18 protein-coding genes are annotated in these 26972 nt (G+C 65.4%); 3 read left to right on the top strand and 15 right to left on the bottom strand.

The window, feature by feature from the left end; translation table 11 throughout:
• Positions 1-14: 14 nt before the first annotated feature.
• From BH683_RS11430 to glf, 13 genes are all read right to left on the bottom strand, one after another.
• Positions 15-1565, bottom strand: a complete 1551-nt coding sequence (locus BH683_RS11430) for an acyl-CoA carboxylase subunit beta (RefSeq protein WP_084836392.1) — start codon at positions 1563-1565, stop codon at positions 15-17.
• Positions 1562-6694, bottom strand: coding sequence for a polyketide synthase Pks13 (gene pks13, locus BH683_RS11425; RefSeq protein ID WP_246833328.1), 5133 nt, complete (start codon positions 6692-6694; stop codon positions 1562-1564). The genes BH683_RS11430 and pks13 overlap by 4 nt, the downstream gene beginning before the upstream one ends.
• A gap of 174 nt (positions 6695-6868) precedes the next feature.
• The gene (fadD32, locus tag BH683_RS11420; RefSeq protein WP_084836390.1) at positions 6869-8767 is read right to left on the bottom strand and encodes a long-chain-fatty-acid--AMP ligase FadD32; all 1899 of its coding nucleotides are present in this window, start codon (positions 8765-8767) and stop codon (positions 6869-6871) included.
• A 242-nt stretch (positions 8768-9009) separates the two neighbouring features.
• A complete protein-coding gene (locus tag BH683_RS11415) occupies positions 9010-10005 on the bottom strand; it encodes an LLM class F420-dependent oxidoreductase (protein WP_084836389.1) in 996 nt (331 codons plus the stop codon).
• A 135-nt stretch (positions 10006-10140) separates the two neighbouring features.
• Entirely contained in the window at positions 10141-11115 is a 975-nt protein-coding gene (locus BH683_RS11410; protein ID WP_084836388.1) for a cutinase family protein, read from the bottom strand.
• Positions 11116-11125: 10 nt separating this feature from the next.
• Positions 11126-11656 (bottom strand): DUF732 domain-containing protein, encoded by a 531-nt coding sequence (locus BH683_RS11405; protein ID WP_084836387.1) that lies wholly within the window; start codon positions 11654-11656, stop codon positions 11126-11128.
• A 109-nt stretch (positions 11657-11765) separates the two neighbouring features.
• The gene (locus tag BH683_RS11400) at positions 11766-13619 is read right to left on the bottom strand and encodes an alpha/beta hydrolase-fold protein (protein WP_084836386.1); all 1854 of its coding nucleotides are present in this window, start codon (positions 13617-13619) and stop codon (positions 11766-11768) included.
• Between the two features lie 157 nt (positions 13620-13776).
• A complete protein-coding gene (locus BH683_RS11395; RefSeq protein ID WP_084836385.1) occupies positions 13777-14748 on the bottom strand; it encodes an alpha/beta hydrolase family protein in 972 nt (323 codons plus the stop codon).
• A gap of 419 nt (positions 14749-15167) precedes the next feature.
• The gene (gene zomB, locus BH683_RS11390; RefSeq protein WP_084836384.1) at positions 15168-17210 is read right to left on the bottom strand and encodes a flagellar motor control protein ZomB; all 2043 of its coding nucleotides are present in this window, start codon (positions 17208-17210) and stop codon (positions 15168-15170) included.
• Positions 17197-18123, bottom strand: coding sequence for a decaprenyl-phosphate phosphoribosyltransferase (locus tag BH683_RS11385; RefSeq protein ID WP_084836383.1), 927 nt, complete (start codon positions 18121-18123; stop codon positions 17197-17199). The genes zomB and BH683_RS11385 overlap by 14 nt, the downstream gene beginning before the upstream one ends.
• Before the next feature lie 9 nt (positions 18124-18132).
• A complete protein-coding gene (locus tag BH683_RS11380) occupies positions 18133-18714 on the bottom strand; it encodes a phosphatase PAP2 family protein (RefSeq protein ID WP_084836382.1) in 582 nt (193 codons plus the stop codon).
• Positions 18695-20629, bottom strand: coding sequence for a glycosyltransferase (locus tag BH683_RS11375; RefSeq protein WP_084836381.1), 1935 nt, complete (start codon positions 20627-20629; stop codon positions 18695-18697). Before BH683_RS11375 ends, BH683_RS11380 begins: the two co-directional genes overlap by 20 nt.
• A complete protein-coding gene (gene glf / locus BH683_RS11370; protein ID WP_084836380.1) occupies positions 20626-21864 on the bottom strand; it encodes a UDP-galactopyranose mutase in 1239 nt (412 codons plus the stop codon). The genes BH683_RS11375 and glf overlap by 4 nt, the downstream gene beginning before the upstream one ends.
• Positions 21865-22018: 154 nt before the next feature.
• On the opposite strand from glf, the gene BH683_RS11365 reads away from it, so the two are divergent.
• Entirely contained in the window at positions 22019-22345 is a 327-nt protein-coding gene (locus BH683_RS11365) for a hypothetical protein (protein ID WP_084836379.1), read from the top strand.
• Between the two features lie 78 nt (positions 22346-22423).
• On the opposite strand, the gene BH683_RS11360 is transcribed toward BH683_RS11365, so the two are convergent.
• Together BH683_RS11360 and BH683_RS28415 are read right to left on the bottom strand one after the other, a co-directional pair.
• Positions 22424-22915 (bottom strand): nuclear transport factor 2 family protein, encoded by a 492-nt coding sequence (locus BH683_RS11360; RefSeq protein WP_084836378.1) that lies wholly within the window; start codon positions 22913-22915, stop codon positions 22424-22426.
• Positions 22908-23423 (bottom strand): sigma-70 family RNA polymerase sigma factor, encoded by a 516-nt coding sequence (locus tag BH683_RS28415; protein ID WP_143696047.1) that lies wholly within the window; start codon positions 23421-23423, stop codon positions 22908-22910. The genes BH683_RS11360 and BH683_RS28415 overlap by 8 nt, the downstream gene beginning before the upstream one ends.
• 90 nt (positions 23424-23513) lie before the next feature.
• Between BH683_RS28415 and BH683_RS11355 the strand changes: the two genes are divergently transcribed.
• Both BH683_RS11355 and BH683_RS11350 read left to right on the top strand, forming a co-directional pair.
• Positions 23514-25406, top strand: coding sequence for a dynamin family protein (locus BH683_RS11355; RefSeq protein ID WP_168187022.1), 1893 nt, complete (start codon positions 23514-23516; stop codon positions 25404-25406).
• Positions 25403-26908, top strand: coding sequence for a dynamin family protein (locus tag BH683_RS11350; protein ID WP_084836376.1), 1506 nt, complete (start codon positions 25403-25405; stop codon positions 26906-26908). Before BH683_RS11355 ends, BH683_RS11350 begins: the two co-directional genes overlap by 4 nt.
• Positions 26909-26972 lie beyond the last annotated feature (64 nt).

The following is a 26972-nucleotide window of genomic DNA, read 5'->3' as shown; positions in this document are numbered from 1 at the left end:
GTGGGTGGGTGCTGCTAGATCGGCATCAACAGGTGCTTACGGGGCGACCTGATCACGTGCTTGTCCTTCAGCTGCGCCAACGCCTTCCGGAGTGCCAGACGGGTCTCGGACGGTTCGATCACCGCATCGATGTAGCCGCGCTCGGCCGCGAGGTACGGGGTGGCCATCGCCGTGTTGTAGAAGTCGATGAAATCTTGGCGGATCCTGTCGGCTTCCTCGGGCGTCGCGTTCTCGGTCTGTCGCCGGGTCAGCACGGCCGCTGCGGATTCGGCTCCCATCACCGCGATCTTGGCCGTCGGCCACGCGAAGTTCAGGTCGGCGCCGAGTTGCTTGCTGCCCATCACCGCATACGCGCCGCCGTACGCCTTGCGCAGCACCACCGTGATCTTCGGGACATCGGCCTCGACGTACGCGTAGAGGAAACGACCGGAACGCCTGATCGTGCCCTTCCGCTCCTCCTCCAGTCCGGGGAGGATGCCCGGGGTGTCCACCAAGAAGATGAGCGGGATGTTGTAGGCGTTGCACAGCCGGACGAATCGGCTGGCCTTCTCCGACGAATCCGTGTCCAGCACACCGGACATGACATTCGGCTGGTTGGCCACGATCCCGACCGACGCCCCGTCGATCCGGGAGAATCCGGTCAGGATGTTGGACGCGTAGAGCTCGCCGATCTCGTGGAACGATCCGTCGTCGAAGATGCGGACGATGATGTCGCGCATGTCGTAGCCGGCGTTGTCGTTGTCGGGCATGAAGGTGTTGAGCGAGAGATCGGTCTCGGTGATCTCGGGTTCGAGCCCGGGGTTGACGATCGGCGGCCGCTCGTGAACGGTCGACGGCATGTACTCGAGATAGTCGCGAACCCAGTTGAACGCAGCCTGCTCGTCATCGGCGAGGTGGTGCAGGTTGCCCCAGCGCGCCTGATTGAACGAACCACCCAGCTCCTCGGGGGTGACGTCCTCGCCGGTCACCTGTTTGAGCACATCGGGCCCGGTCACGAACATGAAGCTCTGGTCTTTGACGCCGACCAGGACATCGGTGTTGGCCGGGCCGTACACCGCTCCGCCCGCGCACTTCCCGAGGATCACCGACACCTGCGGAGCCAGCCCTGAGATCAGGTCGCTACGGCGCCCCATCTCGGCGTACCAGGCCAACGAGGTGACGGCGTCCTGGATGCGGGCGCCCGCCGAGTCGTTGATACCGACCACCGGGCAACCCACCTTGCCCGCCCACTCCATGATGGCCGCGACCTTGCGACCGAACATCTCACCGACCGTGCCGCCGAAGACCGCCTGATCGTGCGAGAACGCCGCCACGGGACGGCCGTTCACCAAGCCGTGGCCGGTGACCACGCCGTCGCCATACCCGGTGTCGGCGGCCCCGGGCATCTTGGCCAGCTGCCCGATCTCGACGAAGGTACCGGGATCGAACAGCATGTTCAGGCGATCACGCGGCGACCCGATGCCCTTGGCAGCGCGCTTCGCGATGGCCTTGTCGCCACCGGGTTCTTTTGCGGACTCGAGCTTTTCGCGGAGCTCTTTGAGCTTCCCGGCGGTCGTGTCAGTCAATCTTTGGTCACTTTCCCTGCGAGTTCGTCGAGCCGTGCGGTCAGATCGGCACCAATGATTCCGATGTAGGGCTCGTCGACGATGCCCAGGTGATCGCCTCCGACGTGGACGATCTCGAGATCGTCGACGACTTCACCCCATCGACCGTCTTCATCGATCACGGCCCATTGGGGCTCCAACTCGATGGCGCCCTCGTGCATCTTCTCGGCGCGATAGAGGATCACCTTGCCGTCGTACCTGGTCGGCTCGACGGTGGTCAGGGCCCGGTTGTCGAGGAAGCTGGTGCGCTGGTGCTCGATGATCCCGCCGGGGATCTTGGCGTCGCTCATCGCGAGCATTTCCATGATGATCCGGAACTGTCCCTCGTCATCGGCGTTCACCAGACGTTCCATCGGCAGCGGCGCATCGTCGAGACCGTAGGTGCGCTTTGCGAACTCGTAGTAGCGCTCGAGCCGGGCCCGCTTGGCCTCCGGGGTGTCGACGATGGGCTCGCGAGGCCTGACCACATCGATGAGGCCCACGAACGACACCTCGTCGCCCGCCTCGGTGAGCAACTGCGCGGCGCCGTACGCGAGTGCGCCGCCGAGCGACCATCCGACCAGGATGTACGGCCCTTCCGGCTGCACCTCTTTGAGTTTCGGGTAGTACTGCTTGACGCGTTCTTCGATGGTGCCTTCGACACGGTCGAACCCGATGACGGGCACGTCGGCCGGAAGCCGTTTGAGCAGAGCTTCGTACGCAGCGGTCGAACCACCGGCGGGGTGGAACACCAATACCGGTGTCCGATCGGAGTTCTCCGGTGTCCGGAGGTAGCGGACGAACCCATCGACGAGACCGCCCTCGAGGTGCTCGCGCACGTAGTTCGACATCGTCTCGATGTTGTCGGCGTCGATGACGTCCTCGATGTCGAGTTCGCCACCCGCACGCTCGGAGAGCCTGGCGGTCAGCTTCTCGGCCATCTCGTCGTCGAGTACCGGAAGGGGATTGAAGATCCCACCCGCCGACTTGCCGGTCACCACTGCCCACACCCCGAAGGTGAGGCGCTCGGCGGCGTCGCGCGGAGGCACATCAGCGCCGGCCGCGGCGGCGACTGCTGCCTGATTCTGCAGGTTCGCAGGAGCGACAACGGTTTCGGTGGTCACCGCAGGCTCGGCAGGGGCTTCGGTAGCCGCTGCCGTCTCGGCCTCGGCGATCGCCTGTGCCTGTGCTTCGGGCTCTCCCGCGTCGTTGGTGTCACCGGCCTCGATCAGTTGGGCCAGCGCGGCGGTATCGAGTTCGCCCTTGCCCTCGGCCTCGGCGGCGAGGGCCTGCACCTCGTCGCGATGTTCCACGGCGTAGGTGACGAACTTGACGACGTCCTGCAGGTTCGCATCTCGCATCGCCTGGAGCTGCAGCTGCGGGATGTCGAACTCCCACTCGGCACGGTTCTTGATACGCATCGCCATCAGAGAGTCGAGGCCCAGCTCGATCAACGGGATCTCGCGGGGCAGGTCCTCGGGTTCGTAACCCATCGACTCGGCGACGATGTTGGCCAGCCGATCATCGACGCTCTCGCCCGATTTCGGATCCCAGCGGGCACCGATCTCATCGGACACCTCGGGATCGGTCGTCACGGAGTTGTCGACGAAACCAGACTTCTCCGCACTGACCGGGGCCGCAGCGGAGTCGGGAACAGCCGGAGCCGCCACTGCCGCACCGGAGGTGACGACGGCGTCGAGCAACAGCTGGAACGAATCACCGCGGGCGGCATGCACCTGCAGGGCACCGCCGCCGGGGTGGGGTGCGAGGGTTGTTGTCAAGGTCGTGGCTCCGAGTGCCTCGCCGTGCGGCTGGACCGCGGTGACCTGCACGTCGGACAGCACCTGCCCTGCCGCGGCTTTCACCAGCTCGGTCAGATCGGTGGCCGCGGACGCCGCGACCTGCCATACGTGGCGGCCGTCGGGCAGTGACACATGTGATCCTGGGATCCGGCCCTCGCCGGAACCACCCGAGATCGACGCGGTGAGCCAGTAGGGCTTGCGCTCGAAGCGGGTTCGCGGGACGTGGGCGAAATCGCCCTGCCCGAAGAGCGATCCGACATCGACGGCATGCCCGTGGACGTAGAGCTTCATCAGCGCATTGATCACGCCGTAGCTCTCGTCTTCCTTGCGGCGAAGTGTCTCGATGAGTTCGGCGTCGTGGATACCGGCCGAGAACGTCACCGCGGCAACGGAGATCAGCACGGCCGGGTTGGGAGAGAGTTCCAGGAACGTGGTGTGCCCGTTCTCCACGGACTTCGACACCGCCTGGGAGAACCAGACACTGTGTCGCAGGCCCTTGGTCCAGTACTCCACCGCGTGCACCGGTGCATGGCCCGGACGGTAGAACGCCTCGCGGTCGACCGAGCTGTAGAAGCCGATCTTCGGCGACAACGGCTCGATCCCGGTGAGCTCGTAAGCGAGTTCACCGAGCAGCGGATCGGTCTGCGACGTGTGGCTCGCACCCTTCGTCGCAAGCTTCCGGCCGAGTTTGCCCTCGCTCTCGGCGCGCGCCACGATGGCGTCGACCTGCGGTTCGGGTCCGCCGATCACTGTGTGGGTCGGCGCGGCGTAGACACAGATCTCGAGGTCGGGATAGTCGACGAGGACATCGGTGATGTCATCGGCGCTGTACTCGACCAACGCCATGAGCCGGATGTCGTCGCCGGTCAGCGTCGCCTCGGCCTCACCCATCAGGCGGGACCGCTGGCAGATGACCCGGACGGCGTCCTCGAGCGAGAGCCCACCGGTGATGTACGCACCTGCGGCTTCACCCATCGAATGTCCGACCACCACACCGGCATCCGCGCCGTGATGGCGCAACAACTCCGCGAGCCCGATCTGGATGGTGAAGATGCCGACCTGTGAGGTCTCGATCTCGTAGGTGATCGAATCGTCGAGGATTATCTCGACCATGGAGTATCCGAGCTCGCTTCGGACCAGCGCGTCGACCTTGTCGACCGCGGCGGCGAACACGGGGTTCTCGGTGTAGAGCTGCTTGGCCATCTTGCGGTGTTGCGAACCGAAGCCCGACAGCAACCACACCGCGGACGCCGAATCCGGTGAGTCACAGGTGTAGACGATCGGACTGTTCTTGTTGTCCGCCACCGCGCGCAGGCCTTTGAGTGCCTCGTCGTGGGTGCGGGCCATCACCACTGAGCGGGTACGGCCATGGTTGCGGTGGGCCAGGGTGCGGCCGATGTCGACGAGCGGTGTCGCCTTCGCCTCGTCCGTCTCGAACCAGTCAGCGAGATCGGCGGCCGACTTACGTCGCCGCGAGGGCAGGAATCCCGAGACCACCAGCGGGACAACCGAACCCTGCGCCTTACACGGCGCGAAGCCCTCAGTCGGATCGATCTCCGCTGCAGGCTCGTCGGCAGCGGAGGTGGCGGTGGCGAGTTGCCCGAGCGCGGCGCGCTCGGCGTCGGTCAGGTATTCGTCGTCGTCATCGTCATCGATGAATGCCTCCACCGTGGCCTGGGCCGCCGGGGCCGGGTCCTGGGCGACCGGACCGGCGAGGTCCTCGGGCGTGACCTCGCGCACCACCACGTGCGCGTTGGTGCCACCGAATCCGAAGCCCGAGACGCCGGCGACGGCATGACCGGAGTAGCGCGGCCAGTCCGTGGCCTCTCCGATGACCTGCAGGCGCAGGGCGTCGAACTGGATGTAGGGGTTGGGTCCGGCGTAGTTCAGCGACGGCGGGAGCTTGTTCTCCCCCAGTGCCAGCACCACCTTGATCAGACCCGCAGCGCCGGCGGCGGCTTCGAGGTGACCGAAGTTGGTCTTGGCCGATCCGAGCAGGGTCGGCTTGTCGGCGTCGCGGCCCTTGCCCAGCACGCGTCCCAGGGCGTCGGCCTCGATCGGGTCACCCAGGATGGTGCCGGTGCCGTGCGCCTCGATGTAGTCGACGTCCCGCGGATCGATCGCGGCGTCGGTGTACGCCGACCGCAGCACCTGCACCTGCGCTTCGGGATTGGGCGCAGGCAGTCCGTTGGACCGGCCGTCGGAGTTGACCGCCGAACCTGCCACCACCGCGAGCACCTTGTCGCCGTCACGTCGTGCGTCGGACAGGCGCTTGAGCACGACGAGTCCGCCGCCTTCGGCACGGATCATGCCATCGGCGTCGGACGAGAAAGCTTTGATGCGTCCGTCTTTCGACTGCACGCCCACCGAGTCGAAGCCGAGCGTCGCCGCCGGCGTGATGAGCATGTTGACGCCGCCGGCAAGGGCGACATCGGACTCCCCGGAGCGCAGGCTGCGCACGGCCTGATGGACCGCGACCAGCGATGACGAGCAGGCGGTGTCGAGGGCGACCGAGGGACCGCGAAAGTCGAAGTAATACGACACCCGGCCCGCGACGATGGATGTGGACGTGCCGGTGAGGGCGTATGCGGCGGTTTCGCCGGCCCCTTCGGGATCGGAGACCGCGAGCATCTGGTAGTCGTTGGTCGAGCTACCGATGAAGACACCGACCTGACCGCCCTTGAGGTCACTGGCGGGGATGTGCGCGTGTTCGAGGGCTTCCCAGGTCAATTCGAGCGCAAGACGCTGCTGCGGGTCGACCATCTCGACCTCGCGCGGCGACATCTGGAAGAAGTCGGCGTCGAATCCCTTGACGTCGTCGAGGTAACCGCCGTGCAGATTGGCATCGGCAAGCACCTTGGCGATACGCGGTTCGGCCTTGAACTCGGTCCAGCGGTCCTCCGGCAGATCGCTGATGCCGTCACGCCCGTTGATCAGCAGGTCCCAGGTCGACTCCGGGGTGTGGCCCGCTTTCGGGAACCGGGTGGCCACACCGACGATCGCGATGTCATCGTCGTCGCCGCGTACGCGCTGATAGCGGGCGGAGTCCTCGTCGTCGTCGCGACCTTCGTCGGGATCGCCCTCGATGATGCGTTTGGCCAGGGACGCGATGGTCGGATGCTGATAGGCGACGGTGGCGGTGAGGATCACCCCGGTCTTGTCCTCGATGTCGCCGGACATCGCCACGGCGTCGCGTGAGGACAGCCCGAACTCCTCGAGGGGGCGGTCATCGGAGACCTGGTCGACCGGTAGGCCGGTGGTGTCGGAGACCCACTGCCGCAGCCACTCCCGCAACTCGGTGACGGTCATGTCCCCGGCGGTCTCACCGTCGGAACCGTGCTCCGATGCAAGTGGTGTACCGACGGGCGTCACGTCGACGCCATCGTCGTCAGTCCCGGGACCGAACGTCGAGCCCGGCAACTTGTCGTCCGAGTTCAGGTTCTTCTCGCTCGAGCTGTTCAGTTCAGGCATCGCCAGTCCAGACTATTGATTCTCGTTCGGCGCATCGGGGAACGCGGTCTGCTGGTAGCCACCACGCAGGGTTCCGTCGATGTACGCCGCCTTGCACGCCCGTCGGGCGATCTTGCCGCTGGAGGTACGCGGGATCGATCCGGCTGGGACCATCAGTACGTCGCGTGCCATCACGCCATGTCGCTGCGCCACCGACGCGCGCACCGTGTCGGCGACCTCCTGCGGATCCACCTTCTTGCCGGGTCCACGTTCGGCCACGATCACCAACTGCTCCGACGCGTCGTCGGCATCGAACTTCAGGCCGCTGGCCGAGTTCTCGAACACGACCTCAGGGAGCTCGTTCGCCGGGACCGCGAACGCGGCGACGAAGCCCGGGCGCAGGGCGGGGCTGGCCTCCTGCGCGGAGAACTCCAGATCTTGTGGGTAGTGGTTGCGGCCGTCGACGATCACCAGATCCTTGACGCGGCCGGTGATGTAGAGCTCACCATCGAGCCAGACGCCGTAGTCGCCGGTCTTCATCCACTTGCTGTTCTTCGGTGCGCCGACACTGTGGCTGCCCTCGTCGAGCGGGGTGACGAGAGTGTTGTTGAACGTCTCCTCGGTCTCTTCCGGACGTCCCCAGTAGCCGTGTCCGATGTTCATACCGTTCAGCCAGATCTCCCCGACGCGGCCGTCGGGGCGCTCCGCACCGGTCTCGGAGTCCGCGATGACCGCCCACTGGCTCACCGAGACCTGACCACACGATACCTGCGCGACCGCACCGGGTGCGTCCTGGTCGACGATCTTGAACGTGCCCGCGTTGAGCTCCTCGCGGTCGACGTAGACAATCTTGGCCTCGTTGTCGCGTTTGGTGGACGAGACGAACAGCGTCGCCTCGGCCATGCCGTAGGACGGTTTGATCGACGTCTTCGGCAGACCGTAGGGACCGAACGCATCGTTGAACTTCTTCATCGAGCTGACCGTGACCGGCTCGCTGCCGTTGATCAGACCGATGACGTTGCTCAGGTCGAGGTCCTCACCTTCCTTCGGGAGGCCGCGCACGGCCGCGTGTTCGAAGGCGAAGTTCGGTGCTGCGGCGAACGTTTCGGTCCCGTCGGCCTGCGCCGCGAGTTCCTTGATCCATCGGCCGGGCCTGCGTACGAAGGCCTGTGGACTCATGATGGTGATGTATTTGCCACCGAGTGCGGGCAGGATGACGGTCAGCAGTCCCATGTCATGGAACATCGGCAGCCAGGTCACCCCGCGCGAATTGTGGTCGAACTCGATCGCGTCGATCATCTGCAGCGCATTGGCCGCCACCGACTCGAAGGTGATGATCACGCCGGCCGGGACGCGAGTCGAACCCGAGGTGTACTGCAGGTACGCGGTGTCGTGGAGCTTCGGCGTCGGGCGGACCCAGGTCTCGCCGACCGAATCCGGGACGGCGTCGACGGCGATGACGCGAGGGCGTTCCTTGGCGGGCAGCGGCTTGAAGAAGTCGCGCACGGCCTCGGCCGACTTGGTCGACGTCAGGATCGCGCTGGGCTTGCAGTCGGCGAGCACTGCGGTCAGCCGGTCGGTGTGGCCGGGTTCGTCCGGGGAGAACAGCGGTACGGCGATGTTGCCCGCATACAGCGAGGCGAAGAAACCGATGACGTATTCGAGCGACTGTGGGGCCAGGATCGCCACGCGGTCGCCCGGTTCGGTGACCTGCTGCAGACGGGCGGCGATGGCACGCAACCGCTTGCCGAACTGGGACCACGTCAGGTCGATGGCCTCGCCGTCACGTTCGCGGCTGTAGTCCATGAACCGGTAAGCCAGGGTGTCGGCCTGCTCCGCGACGTTGCGCTCGACGTAGTCGACCAGGGTTGCGTCTTCGGTGAAGAACAGATTGCCGTCCTCATCCAAAAACTGGTCAAACTCGTTGTTCATTCGCACTCCTGATAGCGACTCCGACACCTGCCGAAATACGTGTGGTCACCGGTTCTGTAGACGCCTCGACCTCTCAGCGTTCCTTATTCTTCTTATCAAGCCAAACAAGACTCGCAGCCGCGTTCAGGCCCGAGCCAAATCGCCAACATACTACCGGTCAGTAACTCTCCTTTTGCCAGGTGGTCACCCCGGAGGGGATAGCGCCGAGGGTCAACCTACGCCACCATGGCAAAGATCATGGGCTACTCGCCCTTGAGCAGCGGGATGACCGGTGCGAACGCATCCATCTGGGTCGGGAAGATTCCGACGTACGACATCGTGGTCCTGCGCCGGACCTCACGGATCTGCTCGGCGATCTGCTCGAATGACCCGAACGCCAGGTACGGCGACTGCAGGATGTCCTCGACGGAGAGCTTGACGTCCATCGCGATGTTCGGGGGGTACCCCTGATCGAGAGCGGCCAGTGCCATCTCGGCGGTCGCCTCCCGGTCGTCGGTGACCACGATGGTCGCGATCGTCCAGTTCAGCTCGATCTCGGCGAACCGGTCACCGGCGGCCTGCCGGATGCGATCGACGCGCTCGATGGTCTTCTCCATCGTCATGTCCGACAACCGCAGCTTGCCCTCGGCAGTGGTGCCCGTGGCCACAGAGATGATGTCGGCGTGCTTTGCGGCCAGCGCCAGCATCTTGGGTCCGCCGCCACCCACCGCGATCGGCGGCCGAGGTCCCTGCCGCGGTCGCGGGCTGCCGACGAGGCCCTTGATGGTGTAGAACTCGCCGTCGAAATTGACTTCTTCGCCGCGCAGTAGGCCATCGAGGATCGTCAGCGACTCGTCGAGGCGGCGGATCCGGGCACCCGGGGACTCGAACTCGATCCCGGCCTTGTCGAACTCCTCTTTCATCCAGCCCGCGCCGATGCCCAGTTCGAGACGGCCCTTGGACAGCACATCGATGGTCGTGGCCTCTTTCGCCAGCAGAGCCGGATGGCGATATCCGTTCGCGAGGACCGAGGTGGCCAGCCGGATCTTGTCCGTGGCCTGGCTCAGCGCGCCGAGCGCGGCGAGCGGGCCGACCTGGTTGCCGAGGTGGTCGGGCACAGCGAAGGTGTCGAATCCGTATTCCTCGGCGGTCTGCGCGAGTTTGACGAACTTGCGGGCACCACCTTCGTCACGGTTGCCCTCGCCACCCGCCCCGAACCGGAACTTGCGCAGGCCCGACTCGGCATTCGCTGACGTCATCTCAGGTCTCCTGTTTCACAAAAGTCACCCGGCACCATCGCAGGCCGGACCGGGGCCCAGTCCGCCCGATATCCCGGTCAGCCAGGGGTTGGCCGGGACAACGTTACTTCCGGACCCGAGCCCGGCAAAATGCGATCACTCGTGCTTCGGGAACGGCGCCTTGTCGATGACACCTCGCGCCCAGTCGGTCATCCAGACGGTGGCCGGCTGTCCGTTGTCGCTCCAGTAACGCGTGGTGTTGTACATCGCGTGCACCGGGTTGTTGATCGCGCCCATGAGCTTCGTCAGACCTTCGACCGGATTCGCGATCGTCGGTGCATCGCAGATCAAATCGCCGGGCGCACACAGTGAATAGCTACGGTCGGTGAGTTCGCCGAATCCACCCGGCCGTGGCCCCGTGAGGTCGATTCCCGGGATCGGCAGGATGTCGAGGGCGATTTCCGCCCCGACCCCCGGCGGGTTCGGTCCGGCGTTACCGACCTGATTCGGCTGGCGGCGACCGTCGGCGATCAACCCGACCCCGACGACCAGATCCTGCGACACCGGGCCCCGGCCGTTACCGATCTCACCTGCGATGTCGCCGGCGATGACCGCACCCTGCGAGAACCCTGTCAGGACGAAACTGGTCAGCGGGCACTTCTGATTGACCTCGGCGATCTTCGCCCGCGTCGCGTTGGTTCCCTCGGCGCGCGAGGTGTTGTAGTCCACCTGCCGGTCGGCCAAGTTGGTCGGGTTCTTGAACTGCGCCACATACGGGACCGTGTAGACGTCGGCACGAGAGCTGTCGAACTCGTTCGCCAGCGGCGCGGACACCTTGAGCATCAACGAGTTCGGGTTCGACGTCGGGTTGTAGGGGTCGTCGTCGCTTGCCGACTCCCACGTTCCCGGTACCACGATCACCTGCACGTCGGGGCAGTCCGCCGGCTGGGCGGTCGGCCGCGGGGCCGAGCTCGACGGAGAGCCGCTCGGACCGGTGGGGCCGGACGGTTCCGGCTTGAACAGATTGATGATCAAGATCACCACGAGGATGATCGCGATGATGCTCAGGATCCCCAGACCGAGGATCGCCAGCAGCAGCAACCGGCCCTTACTTCTCTTTTTGGCGCTCATCTCGGGGGCGTCAGCAGTACTTCGACTCGGCGGCCTTGATCACCTTGTCGGCGTCGGCGTTGGCTTTGGCCTCATCGGTGGTTCCCGATCCCACCAGCGGCACCACGAAGATCTTGATGTCGTCGATGCTCGTGCCCTGCTCCTTGCCGTTGCAGACGGCCTGGGCGGCACTCAGCGCGAGCGCGTTGTCGGGGTCGTTGGGAACGCTCACACCCTGCTTCTTCAGCTCCGCGAGATAGGCCTCGGTCTTGTTGTCCGACTCGACGCCCTCGGGTACGTCGGCCGGTGCGGGCCCTGTTGCGGGCAGGCCCTCGGTGTCGTCGGGCTGACCGTCGCTGCTGGCCTCGGTCGAGGTCGCGGCACTGCTGGACGGTGCGGCTTTGCTGCTCGTGGCGCTCGTGCTGCTCGGCGCACTGGTGGTGGAGCTGACCACATCGGTCGGCGCAGATGCCGTCGAGTCGTCACCGCAACCGGTGGCCAGCGCCGCGGTCATCAGCAGCGCGGCCCCGGCGGTGAGAACCCGGATGGTGGAGCCTGTCATGTCACGTCCTTTTCTCACGTCATCAGGAGAAGGTCGGCAGGGCGGAGCCGCCCGGCTCCGAACCCGCCGTTCTCGAATGCCAGCAAGGCTACCGAAGCGACCTGAGGATTTACTTGACGACGGCGACGCCGTTCACGACCTCGATCACGCCGCGTTCGAACAGGACCCGCGTTCCGCCGGTGATCTCCTGCGCATCGCTGATCGGGTAACCCAGCTTGCCGTTCTCGTACCCGGCCTTGCCCCAGGCGTCGAAGATCGGGCCGGGTGCGATGGCGTAGGCACCCTTCGTGGCGGTCCAGTAGATGTTGCCGCCGTCGAAGGCCGTGAGCTTGCCGCCCCGGGCCAGGCCGATCTCGTTGGTCTTCGGGAATCCGAGCCAGCCACCCTCGTATCCGAGGGCCGCGTACTTCTCGAAGATCTTGCCCTGCACCGAATGTGCGCCGTTCGTCGGATTCCAGTAGTACGAGCCGACCTGGAAGTCCTGCACGCGTCCCTTGTCGCCGGGAGTGTTGTGCTCGTCGCCGGTCGGGTACTTCAGCGGGCCACGTTCGTAGCCGCTCTTGCCCCAATCCGCGAAGATCGCGCCACCGACCGGGTGCGCCCCCGTCGTCCGGGTCCAGTAGATGTTGCCGTTCTGGAACCGGTTGAAGCGGCCGACCTTGTCGGGGGTGGCGAGCTCACCGCTGGTCGGGAATCCGAGCCAACCGCCGGGACCACCCGCGGCGACGTACGCGCCGCCGATGCCGCCACCGACCACCTGTGCTCCGGTCTTGGCCGACCAGATGATGCGTCCGTTGCGGAAGTCCTGTGCGCGCCCACCGGGTACGTCGTACTCCGGGGTGAGGCACTCGCCGAGCGACTTGTTCGCCTTGTAGACGGGCGCGATGGCGCCGCCGGTGGCACAGGCCGGCTTGTCTGCCGCGAGCCCCAGGGCTCCGGCCGCCTGCGGCCACGCCTGCTCCATCTCGAACTGCCAGTAGGGCCACGTGTGCGTCCCCGAGGCGCGATAGACGGCCTGCGCCCGCACCCCGAGTTGGTTCAGCCTGCTCGCGAACTGCTGCGACGTCACCCGCGAGAGGACCTCGAGGCCGACGCCCGCGTAGTTGGTGGCCAGACCCGGGATGGTGGATGCGGTGTCGTACTGACCCACCAGGCCGTTGCCCGAGGACACGTAGAGACTCGTCCCGCGCAGCTTGTCTGCGAGGACGTAGGGATCGTGTTCTTTCCACGCCGGTGCGGTCGGCGGACCGAACATCTTCGCCGAGTCATAACCGCCCGCGTCGTTCTGCGCGAACTGGATCGCCTGCGGCATCCCGAACGAGCTCAGCTGCAGGATGCCCGAGAAGGACGCGGCGAACTTGAAGAAACCGGGATTGCGGGCTGCGAGCATCATCGCTGCGCTGCCGCCCATCGACAGTCCTTCGACGCCGCGGACGTCGGTCGATCGCCACTGGCTCTCCATCAGGGGCGGCAGTTCCTTGGTCAGGAACGTCTCCCACTGATAGTTCTTGCCGTTGTCGGGTTCGGCCCAGTCGGTGTAGAAGCTGGACTCTCCGCCGACGGGCAGGACGACGTTGACGTTCTTGTCCTTGTAGAAGTCCTCGATGTTGGTGTTGAGGATCCAGCCGTTCTGGTCGTCCTGGGCTCGTAGCCCGTCGAGCATGTACATCTGCGGGAACTTGTTCGCCGGGCGGTAGTTCCAATCGCGGGCCAGGAGCACCTGCACCTGGATGTTGGTTCCCATCGCGGGCGAGTAGACCCACATCGCGACCCGTCGGTCGGAATACCAGAAGGTGTTGGTGATCTTGACCCCCGGCACGGCGACCGGAGCGCTGACGGCGGGGGCCTGCGGGGCGGGAACCACCGGCGCGGCCATGGCGGGCGTCGTCACGCCGAGCACCGTGCACACCGATATCGCGCCGGCCATCAGTCCGAGCGCACCGCGCACAAATTGCTTCCGCATGTAGATCTACTCCTCCAAGTCACACCCAGCCGACTCTCTGGGACCGAACCAAAAACAGAACGCTCTACGTGTTGTCTACACGTAGAGCGTTCTGTTTTGAGGTTGCCACACCTGTGACAGGTGTGAATTTTGTGACTAGTGGGTCACGGGAGACAGATCAGCGGAACCAGCCCTGCTGGAGTGCGCGCCACATCATGTCCTGCCAGTAGCCCCACTTGTGAGTACCGGCGAACGGGTAGTCGGTGGTCAGCTGGACGCGGTTGACGAAGGCCTGCACCTCGAACGCGCGGGTCTGTGCCAGCGACAGCATCTCGAGCGGCACGCCCTGGACGATGCTGACGGCGTTGTCGTTCTGGTTGTAGCCACCGGGGATACCGCTGCCCGATGCGACGCGAACCTTCAGGTCGTGCATCTTGGTGATCTGCACGAACGGATCGTTGTCGTACCAGCGGGTGCTCCACGGCGGGCCCCACATGCTGTCAGAGTTCCACGGGCCGCCGTCGGCGTCGAGCAGAGCGACGCGGATGGCCGACTTCATGCCCGGAGCCGAGAGGTTCAGGTAGCCCGACATCGAGAAGGCGTGTGAGTAGTAGCGCTTGTTGTTCGCGGCCACCACGAGCGCAGCGTTGCCACCCATCGAGATGCCGGCGATCGCGAGCTTGCCGCCGGGAACCATGTTCTTGGCGTACAGCGCCTGCGGAAGCGTGTTCGCGATGACGCAGTTCCACTTGTAGGTGTAGGTCTGTCCGTTGAAGTTGCTCGGAGCATTCCAGTCGCTGTAGAAGCTCGCGGCACCACCGACGGGCATCACGACATTGACGCCGCGATCGACCATGTTCTGCACATTGGTCTCGTGCTCCCAGCCGCTGACGTCGTTCGTCGCACGCAGGCCGTCGAGCATGACGACGGTCTTGTAGTTGCCGGGCTTGCTCCACGAGCGGACCTTGACCCCACCCGGCATCCCGCAGCCGTCCACGCGGAACTGCTGGAACCCGGTTCCGGTGCCCCAGGCGCTGGCGGTGCCTGTACCGGCAACAACGCCGATGCCGGCAATGGTCGCCAGTGCGGCGACGGAAGCGACGAGTCGCTTACCGAACCCCACTCGCCCAAACGGTGTGCGTACGCGCATCGAATACAACTCTCTCTCTATCCAGCGGCAACGGCCCGGACTGCAGTTCAGCAAAATAACTCTGGCCACGAGGACACCAAGATCCTCAGGTGTCACACAGCTTCACGAACGCAGCGTGCCGCCCTTTGGCAACGACCGGAGCCTATTAGATAGCTTCCGGTCTGACAAACCCTGTGATCGGTCACACTGTCGGATTAGACGACCTCGTGACCTGCCCAAATCGTTCTTCCCCATACGTATCGCACCTGCAAAACGCCGCGTTACACATTCGAGACCTTGCGTGTTGCCGGCCCGGCGCAGGGTTGCGGCGACCAGGTGCGAGACCTCAAGTTATCAGCTTTTTCTCAGGAAACCATGCGCGTGTGCTCAGGTAACTGAGCGTGACGCTCACGCCGGTTCATTCGTCACGCTACAGGTGCCTAGTTCGGATAGACCGGAGCCGGGATGGGTAGTTTGCACCGCTCCAACTCGTACTCGGGCACGCGATTGATGCGGTAGGACGTGAATCCCGCCGCCTGCCGCAGGTTGTGTTTGAAGCGCGCGAACGTCCAGGGTGCCGAATACGACGCGATCAGGTCCTCCGTCGGCTTACAGGTCAGGGCCACCTGCGCCTGGCGCACCCCGTCGGCGCTGACGAAGGGCGGGAGCACCGGGTATCGGGGGTAGGCACCCGATTCCGCGACCACCCATTCGGCGTCGAGGTCTTTGTCGTGACCGATGCGGCCGTCCGGAAGCCGATCCGAGTGCGCCGCGATCGGATATGCCAGCCCCATCTGGTCGATGACGCGCACATCGAGCGAGGCATTCATGCTCGTCATCCCGAGGTTCAGATAGAAGACGGTGATCTGTTTGTCCACGCCCGGCGGAGGAGGAACCGGCAGCGGATCGAAATACCACTCGTCGTAGTTCGGGGAGGGCAGCAGCACCCCACCGGTGTCCTGGTGTTTGTTGATCGACGCGACCATCGCCCGGATCCGCGGGTAGCTCAGGTAGTCCTCAGCGGTGATCGGGTGCTCGACACCGATGTTCTGGATGTAGTAGCGCCGCTCGTCGACGATGCCACCGCGACCGATCTCGGTGCCGTTCTTCATGCCTGCCACATGTGAGGTCGAGATCGCCCACACGACGGTCGTGATCCACAACCCAGCCATGACCACCGTCCCGGCCCAGCCGACCACCTGTGGACGCACACTCCGCGAACCATCGGTGTCACTCCGGCGCAGCCCGAACCCGGCGGGAAGAGCAACCGGGATCACCATCACCGGCAGCATCAGGAGGAACAGCGGGACCAACAGGACCCGGGCGTGCATGAAGTCGCCGCCCTGACGTACCCAATAGAACGACTCGAGGAAGCCGCAGACGAAGATCAGCGTCACCACCGCGGCGGGACTCTGCAACCTGCGACTGATCGAACCCGCGCGTGTACGCCAGCTCACCGGAGCGTCGTCCTCGTGCTTGACGAGATCAACGGGACGCTCAGCAGAGGTATCCACTGCACTGCGACGCAGGTACCAGGTGAGTCCGGCAGCGATCACGGCGATGACCAGCGGAAGGATCAGGAAGTAGGGGCTGAACATGTTGCCCAGGTACGTCAGCCCCTGATCGAACTTCGACCCGGAGGCGTCTTTGGCGACGGCCGTGTTCGGTACCAACAGGGCGTAGTAACCCATGCGGAAGATCTGGTAGCCGACGGGAAGAACCGCCGCGACGCCGGCGAAGGCGATCCGCATCTTCCAGCTCATCGGGCTACAGAAGACCAAGAGCAGGGCCAGGCCGCCGACCAGCGTCAGCTCAGGGCGGATCAGCGGCGACAGCCCGGCGGTAAAACCGAGCAACAGCGTCGTCACGACCTGCTTGCGCCCCCAGGCGGCCGGATCGGGCGAGCGCTGACTCCACGCGATCAGCTGACACCACAGCAGCGCGGCCCAGAAGATACAGAGCGACGTCTCGAGGCCACTGGTCGCAAAGTCCCGCGCGGGCGGCAGAGCGATGTAGACGAGTGCGCCGAGCGGGAGCAGGAGCATCCAGCCCGGGTTCATCGGGCCCTGTCCCCTGCCGATGCGGTAGAGCCGGCCGGTGCCGTACATGGCCAGCGGGACGGCCGCTATCGACAGCACCAGTGCGATCCAGAGCACCACGTACTCGGTCTGGGCATCGGTCACCCAACTCCAGAACCAGATCAGATAGGTCCAGAGCGTCGAGGTGTTCGCCTCGACGCGCTCGCCCTTGTTGAACACCGGACCGTTGCCGGCCAACAGGTTTCGGACCGTGCGGAGAACGATCAGACCGTCGTCGGCGATCCAGCGACGCTGCCAGGCGCCGTATCCGAAGATGACGCCGACGACGACGGCGCTGATCCACAGCGAGATGGTGGCCGGATTGATCGTGCGGCCGAACACCCGTGGTTGCGCTGTACGAACCCCCGGATCAGCTGATGGCCGGCCCTTCTCAGCTGATGGCATAGACCGCGACACCAACGCATACTAACCAGGCGATGGCGAGCAGCTGGAGAACACGGTCACCGAGCGCGATTTCTTCGGGTTCGCCCGCCTGACCACCGTCGACGTCGACGGCGTAACGAAGGATTGCGATGGTGAACGGCACCATCGACAGGGCGTACCAGACGTTCTCGTTGTGTCCACCGTCTGTGTCGAATGCCCACATCCCGTAACAGAGCACGACGGCTGTTGCCGACAGCGTCCAGACGAAACGCAGGTAGGTCGTCGTGTAGTACTCGAGGCTCTTGCGGATCTTGGCGCCGGTGCGTTCGGCGAGCTGTAGCTCCGCGTAGCGCTTACCCGCCGCCATGAACAGGGATCCGAAGGTCATCACCAGCAGGAACCACTTCGAGAGCCCGTCGGGCAACTCGGCCGCCACGCCGCCGGCAATGGCACGCAGCAAGAACCCGGACGAGACGATGCAGATGTCGATCACGGGCTCGTGCTTGAGACCGAAGCAGTATCCGAGCTGGATGGCCAGGTAGACCGCGATGACGACGGCCAGCTGCCAGTTCGCCAGGAACGAGATACCGAGGGACGTGATCCCGAGGACCGCCGCCAGCACGAACGCCAGCGACCTGGGGACCACACCCGCGGCGATCGGACGGAACCGCTTGGTCGGGTGGTTACGGTCGGCCTCGACGTCGAGCGCATCGTTGACCAGGTAGATGCAGGACGCGATCAGGCAGAACGCCACAAAGGCGACGCCGGTACGCCAGAGCACATCCGGCTCGTCGACAGCACCCGCTGCCAGGGGTGCCGCCAGCACCAACAGGTTCTTGACCCACTGCCGGGGCCTGACCGCCTTGACCAAACCCGTTGCCAGATTCTTGGGCGGGCCGCGCACGACCTCGTGCTCGATCGGCTCCTCGCTCACTGCACTCCCTCAGTTCTCAGTTCTCGTCAGTCTTTCACCCGCAGTGACCGCGGCTGCACAGGTGGCTCCGATCAGGGCGCCACCGATCACGTCGGACGGGTAGTGCACACCCAGCACGAGCCGGGACAGCAACATCGGCGGCACCAGTGCCGCAGGCAGCGCCCCGGACGGTAATCCCGCAGCGCGACCGATGAGAATCGCCGCAGCGGTGGTGGAGGTCGCGTGACTGGAGGGGAAGCTCAGCTTGCTGGGCGTGCCCACCCCGATCGCGATCCGGGGGTCGTGGGGTCGGCGGCGGCGCACGATCCGTTTGATGACCACAGATGCGGCGTGCGCTCCGAACGCGCCGACACCGGCAGCGATCCACTGGTTGCGGTTCGCCTTGTCGCCCCGGACCTGCGCTGCGGCCCCACCGGCGGCCGCCAGCCCGAGCCAGCCCAGGGAGTGCTCACCGAAGTGCGACAGCCCACGGGCCGACGCCAGGACACCGGGGCGGTCGGACAGTGCCTTCTGCACGCCGACCAGGATCTTGACCTCACCGCTGAGCGGACCGATGAAACTCTGGGGGACCTCAATCGATTCCGAAGACACGCTCCCAGCTTTCCTTACTGGTCAGCTCAGCATGTGCGGACCGATACGTTTCACGGAGTTCGGGAAAACGAGCCCGCAGTTCTTTCACAAGCGCGGCTGATTCCTTCGCCAGGGCGATCATCTTGTCACGGTCGCGCTGCCGGTACACCACACCACGGCCGTCGGCGGTCGTCACGGTCACCCCGTCGACGCGGCCGAGACTGAACCAGCGGGCCTCGATGGGCGGGTAGTTGGCCTGGGGCACCTCGTGATGGCGCGGATCCGCCGGCCGCAGATTGTTCACCACCGCAGCTCCGAGTGCCCTGATCTTGCTGATCGGGTTCGCGGGGATGTTCACCCCGAGATGCGTTGCCTCACCGGATGTTCGGGGCAGTTCGGTCGCGGACGGTAGGACGACTGCGTCCGGGAACTGTTTGCGCATCGCCGCGATCTTGGGCAGTGCGGTCGGCAAGAGATCGCGAATGTGTTCGGGTCCGGCCAAGAAGTCCCGGATGGCCTCGTTCTGGATGGCCACAGTCGAATATTCCAGACAGAGCAGGTGTTTCGCGGTCGCCTTGGTGATCGACTGCAGAATCGGGCCGAGTGGGCCGTCGTGATGGAGCGAGGCGACCACCAACCGGTTACGCAGGTGGAAATAGGCCTGCCAATCGATGGCGTCGTCCTTGTCACTCCAGGCCATGTGCCAGATCGCGATGCCGGGGATGGTGGCCGTCGGGTAACCGGCCTTGGCCGCCCGCAGTGCGTACTCCCAGTCGTCCCACTTGATGAACAGCGGCAGCGGCAGGCCGATCTGTTCCGCGGCCACGCGTGGGATCATGCACATCCACCAGCCGTTGCCCTCGACGTCGATCCGCCGGTGCAGGTTCTTCGAGTTCTCGCGGTCGCGTAGTGGATACTCGGCGAAGTCGTGGTCGTACTCCACGAACGGCGCGGCCGTCCACATGAAGTTGCGGTGGTCGATCACCTCACCCATGCAGTGCAGGTGACTACGATCCTGCAGGTTGAGCATCTGTCCGCCGACGAGCATCGGAGACTTGGCAAATCGCGACATCGCGAGGGCGCGCAGGATCGAGTCGGGCTCGATACTGATGTCGTCGTCCATGTACAGGACGTACGGACTGTCGGTCTGCTTCAGCGCCTCGTACATGATCCGTGAATAGCCACCAGATCCACCGAGGTTGCCCTGCTTGAACATGTGAAGGCGATCACCCAGTGCCGCAGCGGCTTCGGTGAAGCCGGGCTCGTCGGTGACCAGCCGGGTGCCCTGATCGGGCATCATGACGGCGTCGATGACCTCGTCGACCAGCGGATCGGACGTCAACGCGCGCAACGCATTCACCGCGTCGGTGGGGCGGTTGAAGGTCGGGATGCCGACCGTCACCCGCTTGGTGTCGGGACCGCTGGGCGCATCGATCGGGGCGTACCAGCCGGCAGAGACGACCTCGACGTCGGTGTCGGTCGTGATGTCGAACCAGATCCAGCCGCCGTCCTCGAAAGGCTCCAGCCCGACCTCGAATTCGATGACACCGCGGCCGCTGTCGTCGGTGGGGACGAGATTTCCGTCCACCGCGATGCGGGATCCGTCGATCTTCGACCGGTACACATCGACGCGGCACGCGCCGATCACCTCGATACGCAACACAACCGATTTCAGAATCGACCAGCGCCGCCAGTAGGAGGCGGCGAAGGCGTTGAAGTAGGTCAGGAAGCTGACTTCGGACTCCGCGCCCAGCAGCACCGAGGTGCGCGACGGGGCGTGAGCGCGGCGCGAGTTGGACTCGGACTCCACCAGGTACAGCGACCGCACATCGAGCGGCTCACCCTGTCGGGGCAGGATCACCCGCTGCAGCAGGGTTTTGGCCGCATCGAAGGTCTGCGGGTTCTGCGACTGCTCGGCCGCTGTCGATACCGTCACTGTTCACTCTCTGTCGCCAGGGGCGCACCCGACTGCAGGTGCGGCGCCAACGTGTTCTCATAGGCAGTGAGCGCACTGGCGATCGCCATGTGCATGTCGAGGTACTGGTAGGTGCCCAGGCGGCCACCGAAAAGCACCTTCTGCGAGGCTGTTTCCGCTTTCGCGCGGGCTCGGTAGGCACTGAGCTTCGCCCGGTCCTCCGGGGTGTTGATGGGGTAGTACGGCTCGTCACCACTCTCGGCGAAGCGACTGAACTCGCGCATGATGACCGTCTTGTCCGTCGGGTAGGTGCGCTCGGGGTGGAAATGCCGGAACTCGTGGATCCGGGTGTACGGGACGGCGGCGTCGTTGTAGTTCATCACCGGGGTGCCCTGGAAGTCTCCGGTATCGAGCACTTCGGTCTCGAAATCGAGCGTGCGCCAGCCGAGTTCACCGTCGGCATAGTCGAAGTACCGGTCCAGCGGCCCGGTGTAGACCACCGGCGCATCCGGACTCTGCGCTCGCAGATCCTCGCGAACGTCGAACCAGTCGGTGTCGAGGCGTACCTCGATCAGGTCGCTCTTCGTCATGTTCTCGAGCCAGGCGGTGTAACCGTCGACGGGGAGGCCCTCGTAGGTGTCGTTGAAGTAGCGGTTGTCGAAGTTGTAGCGCACCGGCAGCCGCGCGATGTTCGCAGCGGGCAACTCGGTGGGATCGGTCTGCCACTGCTTGGCGGTGTAGTGCTTGACGAAGGCCTCGTACAGGGGCCGTCCGATCAGGCTGATGGCCTTCTCTTCCAGGTTCGAGGCCGCGTCGGTGTCGATCTCGCTGGCCTGCTCGGCGATGAGCGCGCGCGCCTCGTCCGGGGTGAAGTAGCGACCGAAGAACTGCGAGACCAGACCGAGGCCCATCGGGAACTGGTAGGCCTGACCCTCGTACATCGCGAAGACCCGGTGCTGGTACCCGGTGAAATCGGTGAACTTGTTGACGTAGTCCCACACCTTCTTGTTGGACGTGTGGAAGAGGTGCGCACCGTACTTGTGGATCTCGATCCCCGTGGTGGGCTCGGCTTCGGAGTACGCGTTGCCGCCGAGATGGTTGCGCCGGTCGATGACCAGGACCCGCTTGCCGAGGTCGTTCGCTGCTCGTTCTGCGATCGTCAGGCCGTAGAAGCCGGAACCGACGACAATGAGGTCGTATCGAGAACTATCGATGCCGGATCGAGAAGCACCGGGGGCGGCGTTGTCGGGGGTCACGGGTGTTCAGGGTAACCGACCCGAGAGCAGGGTCCGACTCACCAGGGAACATTCTGCTCACCAGGGAACATTCTGGGGTGCCGGAGACTCCAATAACTGACAAACCCTCGTCGTACCCCGCGTGCCGACGTCCCCCGACCCGAGGAGAAATACCGTGACCAGCCCAGATGACCAGCTCGACTCGATCTTTTCGCAGATCGGCGCCGAGGACCAGGTCGATCCGGCGGTCTTCGATCAGAGCCTCGAAGCCGCATTCGACCACGCAGGCAGCGGACTCGACGAGTTGATCCCGGATGAGACCGACGATGTCACCGACACCGATGGTGACGGAGATGACCTTCTCGGCGGTGATTTCGAGGACGCCTTCGACACCTCCGGGGACATCGACGGCGGCGACACAGAGACCGACGAGTCGGACACCACCGACTTCACCGACCACACCGGCGACGACTACGCACCCGCCGACGACCTCGACATCTGACTCCCCCACCCCCCGATTTTGGTGGGTTATGGTGAGCCTGACCTGGGCTTTTGGTCGCCAGAACCCACCAAGATCGGGTCAGCGGAGGTGGTCGATCAAGACATCGGGGTTGCCCTGCGACCAGACGGTGACGATGGTCAGGCGTCTGATCCGCCAGCCGGCGCCGTCACGGACGAGCTCGGCGTCGTACTTGTTGCCCATCATCACCTGATCGGTCTTGTCTCTGGGACGTCCTTCACCGGGCCGGTAATGCTGCGCCATGGCGTAACAGTTGAGGCGGGCGACGTCGCCGCCGACGTGGACGCGGAAGTTGGACAACGCGTGCATCGTGTCGAGCGGGCCCATCGACATCAGCAGCATCTCGACGACCGAGTCGCGGCCCTCGATCGCGGGAAAGCCGCTGCGCTCGTCCCCCACCTGGCTGACGTCGAATACGACGTCCTCGGTGAAGGCCGATTCGAGGATCTCCTTGTCGCCGGCATCCAGCCCGAAGGCGAAGCGGATCAGCGCGTCGGTGGGGTCGGTGGAGACGGGGATGACATCGAGCGGGGCGGGGATTGCGTCAGGCATCGTGCAGAATCTCCAGCAGTTTGGCGCGGGCCCGGTTGATCCGGCTCTTCACAGTCTGCACGCCCACCCCCTGCTGGTCTGCGATTTCCTGATACGAGAGATCGCCGAACTCGCGCAACACGATTGCTTCCCGGAACTCGATCGGCAACGCGCTCAGCGCGGCCCGGACCCGGGCCACATCGGTGACCTGGGAATCGATTCGCGGCGCGTTCGACTCGAACTCGGGCGGTCCGTCGGCCGAGGTGTCCAGTCGCTTGCGGATGACGGCGAGCGCGGCGTTGGAGGCGATGCGGTACATCCAACTGGTGAACTTCGAGTCGCCCCGGAACTTGCCGATGTTCTGCCAACCGGCGATCAGTGCGTCTTGCAACGCGTCCTCTGCGTCGTACTTGTTGGCCGTGATCCGCAGACAGATGGCCCAGATCTGATCGCGGTTGCGGGTGACGAGCTCTCCGAATGCCGCCTGGTCGCCGTCCTGGCTCCGCAGTACGAGTTCCCGCTCGCTCATGTCAGTCACTTGATAAATGTCGCAGATGGCTGCGGATGCGGCAGAGTAATCGGCAGTGAAACCGTTCCAACGACTGACCCGGGAGTCATTGTGACCGCAGGTGCCACGGCCGAGGCGGCCGATGCGCTCGCCACCGCGTCCGCAACCCTCCGCAAGTTCGGACAGGGACGCGCGGCCGAGCTCGCGCACGCGCGCTTCCATGCCGCCGACACCGCCGGTGCCATCGTGTTCGTCGGAGAGGTGAAGCGCGGCAAGAGCACGTTGGTCAACGCACTCATCGGCCACCCGGATCTGGCACCGGTGGGTGTCGACATCACCACCAGCGCCAGCGTCTGGTTCGCACCACCTGACGACACCCTGCTCGCAGGCTCCGCGCGCCTGGTGTTCGCGGATTCGACGCGGGTGATCGACGCGGCCGAGCTACCCGACTGGGTCACGATGGACGGACGGCACGTGCAGGATCAGACCGTCGAGGCGCTGCCGACCGAGGCGGTCGTCGCAGTCGATGCCCTCCATCTGCCCGGTCTCACCCTGGTGGACACCCCCGGGGCCGGTGGGCTCGATCCCCGCCATGCCCGGCTCGCGTTGACCGCGGCACGCAGGGCGGGCGCGATCGTGATGGTGTGCGACAGCGCCGCCCCGCTGACAGCGCCCGAGATCGAGTTCCTGCGGACCGCGACCGAGACGTCGGGGTCGGTGGTCGTGGCCATGACGAAAATCGACAAGAACAGGCGCAACTGGCGCACGATCGCCGAGGAGAACCGGTCCATCGTGCGAAGTCGGCTGGGCCGCACGGTCGAGGTGATCGGGGTGTCGGGTGTCCGGGCGCTGACCGCGCTCGAGCAACCGGCGGACACGCGCGACGAGATTCTGGCAGCCTCAGGGATTCCCGCCCTCCGCGCCGCCATCGACACGCTGTTGGAAGACGCGGAGATCGCCCCGATGCTCGACGGCCTCCAGGTGTGCCGCAGCGGCATGCACCGCATGAAAGTCCGCCTGGACACCGAGATCGCTGTCGTGCAGGGCGATTCGTCGGCGCTCGATGATCTGGCCGAGAAGAAGGCCGCACTCAAGGCACTGCGTGAGCACGGCACCGAATGGGATCAACACCTCTCCCGGGACATCACCCTCGCTCGCCAACGCGCCGTAGGGTTGCTCGACTCCGATCTGAACAAGATCAAGGAGGGCTGGAGCGAACGGATCAACGGTGAGGGCTGGCGGATCCTGCGCAAGCAGCCGCAGGTGTTCACCGCCGCGATCATGTCCGACCTCCAGGCGGCGACGGCACGCGCGTTCGAGAACTTCTCCGAGTCCCTGCACCAGATCGTCTCGTCGCTCTTCGGTGACGACGAGCACTGGGAGGACATCATGGATGCGGTGGCCGGGGCCATGGTCGCCGAGGACATCAATTCTCCTGAGGTCCAACGCAAATGGAAGGATGTGGTGGATCCCAGCGCTCTGATGATGGGGTTCATGGGCGCCAATCTGCTCACCGGGGGCATGGTCGGCGGGGCCATCTTCGGGAGCCTGGCAATGGCGGCCGTGCTGCCGATCGGACTCGTCGCCGGCGGGGTCTGGCTGTCGGTCAACCTCGGGTATCGAGCGATGCGCAACGGCAGGCAGCACCTGATCACCTGGTTGCGCGAGACATTGTCGCTGGCCAACAAATCGACGTTGCGTGTCATCGATCGCACCGTCGCCACGGCGCGACCCGAGATCGTCGTGGCGTATCGCCGTCACCTCCGGGCCCAGACCGACGTGATCACCGATCAGATCAACGCCGGCGCCGAGGCCGCGAAGGAAGACAAGGCGACCCGCGACAAGAGGGTTCGGGGCCTGAGCCGGCGACTGGCCGAGATCGTCTCTCTCATCGAACAACTCGACGCCGCGATCGACGGTCTCAAGGCGGAGGCCCGGACCAAGGGCCCCGTCGCGTTGGGCAAGGACCCCGTCCTGGACGCCGACGTGGAGACCGCGCAGTGAATCAGCCCAACCCGCAACGACCCACCCGGAATCAGCCCACCCCTCAACGACCCACCCCGAATCAGCCCACCGTCCACCAACCCACCCGGCGCACCCGACCCCACGCCCTACGGGATCAGCTCACCGCCGCGCTCGCCGAGATCGCCCGGATCGACCGCCCACTGGCCCGCTCCACCGCCCAGATCCGCGACGCCCTCTGGGCCCCGCCCCGCGTCGTGGTGGTCGGCCGCGTCAAGGCCGGTAAGTCGACGCTGGTCAATGCTCTCATCGGGGACAGGGTTGCCGACACTGCCGCCACCGAGTGCACCAAAGTCGTTGCGGTGTATCAAGACGGCGCACCGTCGCGGGCCGAGGTCGTCAAGGTCGGCGGCGCCAGGCACAGTGTCCGGCTGACCGACGGCCGCCCCACCGAGCTCAACTGCCCCACAGACGAAGTCGCCTACCTCGACCGCTTTCTGCCCAGTCGGCTGCTGCGAAGCATGGTTCTCATCGACACCCCTGGTCTGGCCACCATCACCACGGGCAACGAACAGGCGACGCGGCGCGCGCTCATCGACGGGTACGGACAGACCCGCGATGCGTCTGTGGGCGCCGACGCGGCGATCTTCCTGTTCGACGCCACCCCCAGGGCCGACGAGGTGGCGTTCCTTCATGATCTCGGCTTCTCCGCGGTCAACACCATTGGTGCCCTGGCCAAGGCCGACACCATCGGAGAGGGCGCATTCGGCGACGAGGACCCGATCGCCACGGCGCGCGCGCAGTCCGAGAAGATCGCCCGGTCGATGTCGGCGGCACTGCTGACCGTCCAGCCGGTCGCCGGTTTGCTGGCGCAGACCGCCCAGACCGGACAATTCACCGAGGCCGACGCCGACGCCCTCTCCGCCCTGGCCGGGCTGTCCGACATGCAACTCGAGCTCTGGCTCGAGGCCGAAACGCCGTCACCGGGTACCCACGCGGGGCGTGATCGACTTCTCGACCTGCTCGGCGAGTACGGCCTCCGCCACGCACGCGCGGTCGCGCCGCAGGGTGCGCACGCGGTGAACGCCTGGCTCCAACAGCGTTCCGGCGTCGATGAACTGCGGGACAACATCGACGTCAACCTGACCCGATCGGTGTTGATCACCCGGGCGGTCTCGACCTGCACGCAGATCGAACATCTGGCGCTGACGCATCCGGCCGGCGGCCGGATCAGGTCGATACTGCGGAAGGTTCGGCAGACCCCCCAGGCGCACACGATGGAAGAGTTCAAGGCCATGCATTCGCTGACCCGCACCGATCCGGAATCGCCATGGGTCGGCGAACTCAGGCAGGTGCTGGTCGGGTCCGGGATCGCCGGCCGGATCGGTCTGCCCGTCGGCGCCGAACGTGGCGCGATGGCCGCGGAACTCGACAACCGGCTCCGCCGCGTCCACGAAGCCGGCCTGCTCGGGGGGTCCGCTGCCGAAGAACAAGCCGTCGCAGTCCTGCTCCACACCTATTCGATGATGCGCCGCGCGATCTGATCAGCGGTCGGGCGTTCGGGCATTCACGCTGATCTGGGCCCCTCTTCCGGCTATGGTTCTCGCA

This window comes from Williamsia sp. 1138 (assembly GCF_002095435.2).
Classification (GTDB): Bacteria; Actinomycetota; Actinomycetes; order Mycobacteriales; family Mycobacteriaceae; genus Williamsia.
Note: the sequence above shows the minus strand (reverse complement) of the source record. Positions and strands in the feature narration are given on the sequence as shown.

Coding starts and splice junctions, on each gene's coding strand:
- zomB (WP_084836384.1), bottom strand. CDS start 17,210: ATGCCATCAGCTGAGAAGGGCCGGCCATCAGCTGATCCGGGGGTTCGT.
- BH683_RS11360 (WP_084836378.1), bottom strand. CDS start 22,915: ATGCCTGACGCAATCCCCGCCCCGCTCGATGTCATCCCCGTCTCCACC.
- BH683_RS11405 (WP_084836387.1), bottom strand. CDS start 11,656: ATGACAGGCTCCACCATCCGGGTTCTCACCGCCGGGGCCGCGCTGCTG.
- BH683_RS11415 (WP_084836389.1), bottom strand. CDS start 10,005: ATGACGTCAGCGAATGCCGAGTCGGGCCTGCGCAAGTTCCGGTTCGGG.
- fadD32 (WP_084836390.1), bottom strand. CDS start 8,767: ATGAACAACGAGTTTGACCAGTTTTTGGATGAGGACGGCAATCTGTTC.
- BH683_RS11395 (WP_084836385.1), bottom strand. CDS start 14,748: ATGCGCGTACGCACACCGTTTGGGCGAGTGGGGTTCGGTAAGCGACTC.
- BH683_RS11400 (WP_084836386.1), bottom strand. CDS start 13,619: ATGCGGAAGCAATTTGTGCGCGGTGCGCTCGGACTGATGGCCGGCGCG.
- BH683_RS11410 (WP_084836388.1), bottom strand. CDS start 11,115: ATGAGCGCCAAAAAGAGAAGTAAGGGCCGGTTGCTGCTGCTGGCGATC.
- BH683_RS28415 (WP_143696047.1), bottom strand. CDS start 23,423: ATGAGCGAGCGGGAACTCGTACTGCGGAGCCAGGACGGCGACCAGGCG.
- pks13 (WP_246833328.1), bottom strand. CDS start 6,694: ATGACCGTCACCGAGTTGCGGGAGTGGCTGCGGCAGTGGGTCTCCGAC.